Raw genomic sequence first — 3239 nt, 5'->3', positions numbered from 1 at the left:
CCCCCGACCCGTCCGGTCCCCTTCGAGCCGTGCGAGTGCAGACCACCCGGGTCCGGCAGCGGGACCCGACGCTACCTCGGCGGGGCCCTGCGCGCGGTGGTGGATCTGCGCCGGGAAGAGTGGGGCACCCGGGTCCTCCTCGATGGCGGTGTGACCCTCGTTCCGCGCGAGAGCGCCCCGGTGCCGGTGTACCGCTTCCTGCCCTGCCCCGACGTGTCATGAGGGTCTGCACCTGGTGCCCGCCGCCCTACCGCGCCACCGGGGACCCGGGCGTCATCGGCGGACGTGACAGCGGCTCCAGCCCCGCCGCCCGGCTGATCTTCGCCTGTCCCTCCTGCCTCCGCGCCCGCCGGAAGCCGCCGGGCCGGACCGGGGGCGCACCGTGCCCCGGCCCCTCCACGCCGCGGTGATCGGCAGGAAGCCCGGGCCCCTCCTGGACGGCGGGCCGGGTCCCGGCTGGTGGCAGCAGGGTCGGTGCTGGCTCGGCTGCGACCGCCGGAACCTGCCGGTCCAGTGGATCGGTCCCGTGGAGGTCGGCGTCACCCGGGCCGACATGTACGGCTGCGTCGACTGCCTGTCCCGACTGCGCTCGCTGGTGGCCGAGGAAACCGCCGGGCGCCCCTGAACCCCGGGCCGGGGACGGATGGTTGCCCTCCGCCCTCGGCCCGGTGCCAACCCCACCCGGTGAGGCTGCCGCGCTCACCGGAAGCGGACTCCCCCTACCTGTGGAGGATCATGTGACCGCACGACCGATCATCACCGGAGAGCAGGCCGCGTCCTGTTACTTCCGCACCACAGTTGACCGCCGGCACCGCAAGGCGTTGATCCAAATCTGTGAGCCGTGCAACGAGACATGCAAGCACTGCTTCGTCTCGGCCACGAAGCGCGGTGCCTACATGCCGTTGGCCTCGATCAAGAACCGGCTCATCCCGCAGCTCGAAGCGGCACGGGTGAAGCGCGTGACCCTGACAGGCGGCGAGCCCTTCATGCACGCCGACCTCATCCAGATCGTTGCGGAGTTCCGAGCGGCCGGCATGGACGTCGGTGTGTGCACGAACGCGACGATGCCCACTCCTCACCAAATCGAGCGCCTGGCCGAGTTGGACACGCACATGAACGTCTCCCTCGACGGGTTCTCGGCCGACTCCCACGGTGTCTTCCGGGGCCGCAAGGAAGGCTTCCAGGAGACCATCGACACCATCAGGGAGTTCGCGAAAGCCGGAATCCTTCAAGGGCTGTTGTGCACGCCGAACAACCTTGCCCGGGAGGAGGAGTACGCCCGGCTCTGCGCCTTCGCCAAGGAGCAGGGGGCAAAGTACGTGTTGATGAACCCGCTCGGCTCAATGGGACGAGGCGCATCACGTGCCTCACAGAAGCTTCGCCGCCCGGACGACCACATGCGGCACATCCGGGACCTGGCCATGCCGTTCGCCGATGAGGACCTGGACGTGACCCTCATCCGGTTCCCCAACGACGACAAACCCCTGGCGGGCTGCGAGGCGGGCACGATCATCTACGTCTTCACCGACGGTGGCGTGGCGATCTGCCCCTACCTGGTGTTCGCCGCCCGCACCCGGGTGAGCCGGCACCCGGACACCGACTTCCTGGTCGGCAACGTGTGGGAACACCACGACATCGCGGCCCGGCTGGAGGCGTACGGCCGGTTCTCGGACCGTTGGCGGATGGGGGCGAACCCGACATGCGGCGGGTGCTCGATGGCATCCGACTGCGGGAAGGGGTGCCCCGCCGCCGTGGTGGCCGCCGGGGAACGGATCGGAGCGGTGGACACCGAGCAGTGTCCCGTCGTCCCGGACGAGTCCCGAATCCTGCCCCTGGTGACCACCTCATGACCGGGCTGTTCGTCACGATCGACGGGCCCGGCGGTGTGGGCAAGTCCACGGTCACAGCCCTGGTCGCCGAGGAGTTGCAGGCCGCCGGTATCCCGGTGCACCAGACCCGGGAGCCGAGCGGGACACCGCTCGGCCGGCTCGCGCGCACGGGCACGGAGACCTACCGGGGAATGACGATGGCGTGCCTGATCGCCGCCGACCGGTACATGCATGTGGAACAGGAGATCCGCCCGGCGGTCACACGCGGAGAGGCGGTCATCTGTGACCGGTACATCGCCTCCTCCCTGGTCCTCCAGGTCCTCGACGGCGTGAGTCGTGACGTGGTCTGGGAGCTCAACAGGCACGCCGACATGCCGGACCTGGCAGTCATCCTCAATGCCCGCTCGGACGTGGTCGAGGAACGGCTGACGGGCCGAGGAGCACACAGCCGGTACGAGCGGGAGCCCCGGAGCAGCGAGCGGGAATGCGCGGCCTTCCGCGAGGCCGCTAGGTTCCTCAGAGCCGCCGGCGTACGAGTCCTCCAACTCGACGCCGGCAGCGACAGCCCCGATGAGATCGCCGAAGCCGTGGTGGCGGCCATCAGGGGATCGTGGATGAAGGGCGGTTCATGACCAACCCGAGTACGTGTGACGTGCTGACGTTCAACCTGAACGCGCCCAGCCGGGAACGAGCGGAACGGCAGTTCGCCTACCTCACCTCACGGCCGGAGCAGACGCTCGTCCTCACGGAGACCGTTGACAGCGCCGGCTGTGCTTTGCTGGCGGAGCGATTCACCGCTGCCGGATACGGGGTGGTGTTTCCCCGGCCGGAGGGGGGCGAGCGCGGAGTGATGATCGTGAGTCGCCTTGCTATGACTCCCCGATCCCGCATGGTTGACTACCTGCCCCACCGGGCGGTCGGCGTGAGTGTGGAAACCCGGGAAGGGCCGCTGGAGGTCATCGGTCTGTACGTACCCTCCCGCGACTCCTCGCCGCGGAAGGTCGAACGCAAGCGGCGCTTCCTGGAAGAATGCCGCACCGCCCTGCCGGATGGACGAACAGGATCACGGATCGTCCTTGGGGACTACAACGTCCTCGAACCCGCTCACTCCCCCCGCTACCGCTTCTTCCGGGGATTTGAGTACCAGTTCTACGACTGGTTCGCGCGGGCCGGATATGAGGACGCCTTCCGTGCACTGCACCCGACAGCACTCGAATACTCCTGGGTTGGCCGCACCGGGGACGGCTACCGATACGACCATGCCCATGTGTCGGCATCAGTCCGGGTAACGCTGGGAGGATGCGCCTACGTGCACGAGCCGCGCACGGGACCGGACCGGCTGACCGACCACTCGGCTCTGTCGGTGCGACTGCGCCTCGCCCCGGTGCTCCCACCCCCGCGTGCCGACTC

5 protein-coding genes are annotated in these 3239 nt (G+C 69.0%); all 5 read left to right on the top strand.

The features are described from left to right. The coding region (locus FNQ90_RS17315) for a hypothetical protein (RefSeq protein ID WP_182607214.1) at nucleotides 1-222 on the top strand (222 nt) is incomplete at its 5' end. A gap of 160 nt (nucleotides 223-382) precedes the next feature. Continuing rightward, a complete protein-coding gene (locus tag FNQ90_RS17310) occupies nucleotides 383-625 on the top strand; it encodes a hypothetical protein (protein WP_182607213.1) in 243 nt (80 codons plus the stop codon). 112 nt (nucleotides 626-737) lie between these two features. Continuing rightward, the gene (locus FNQ90_RS17305; RefSeq protein WP_182607212.1) at nucleotides 738-1850 is read left to right on the top strand and encodes a radical SAM protein; all 1113 of its coding nucleotides are present in this window, start codon (nucleotides 738-740) and stop codon (nucleotides 1848-1850) included. Further along, the gene (gene tmk / locus FNQ90_RS17300; protein WP_182607211.1) at nucleotides 1847-2461 is read left to right on the top strand and encodes a dTMP kinase; all 615 of its coding nucleotides are present in this window, start codon (nucleotides 1847-1849) and stop codon (nucleotides 2459-2461) included. Before FNQ90_RS17305 ends, tmk begins: the two co-directional genes overlap by 4 nt. After that, nucleotides 2458-3239: endonuclease/exonuclease/phosphatase family protein (locus FNQ90_RS17295; RefSeq protein ID WP_182607210.1), on the top strand; the 782-nt coding region annotated here is incomplete at its 3' end. The genes tmk and FNQ90_RS17295, both read left to right, overlap by 4 nt.

It is taken from the genome of Streptomyces alkaliphilus (genome assembly GCF_014141535.1).
Lineage (GTDB): Bacteria > Actinomycetota > Actinomycetes > Streptomycetales > Streptomycetaceae > Streptomyces > Streptomyces alkaliphilus.
The sequence above is the reverse complement of the archived record's forward strand: the minus strand, read 5'-3'. Positions and strand labels throughout refer to the sequence as shown.

Coding starts and splice junctions, on each gene's coding strand:
- tmk (WP_182607211.1), top strand. CDS start 1,847: ATGACCGGGCTGTTCGTCACGATCGACGGGCCCGGCGGTGTGGGCAAG.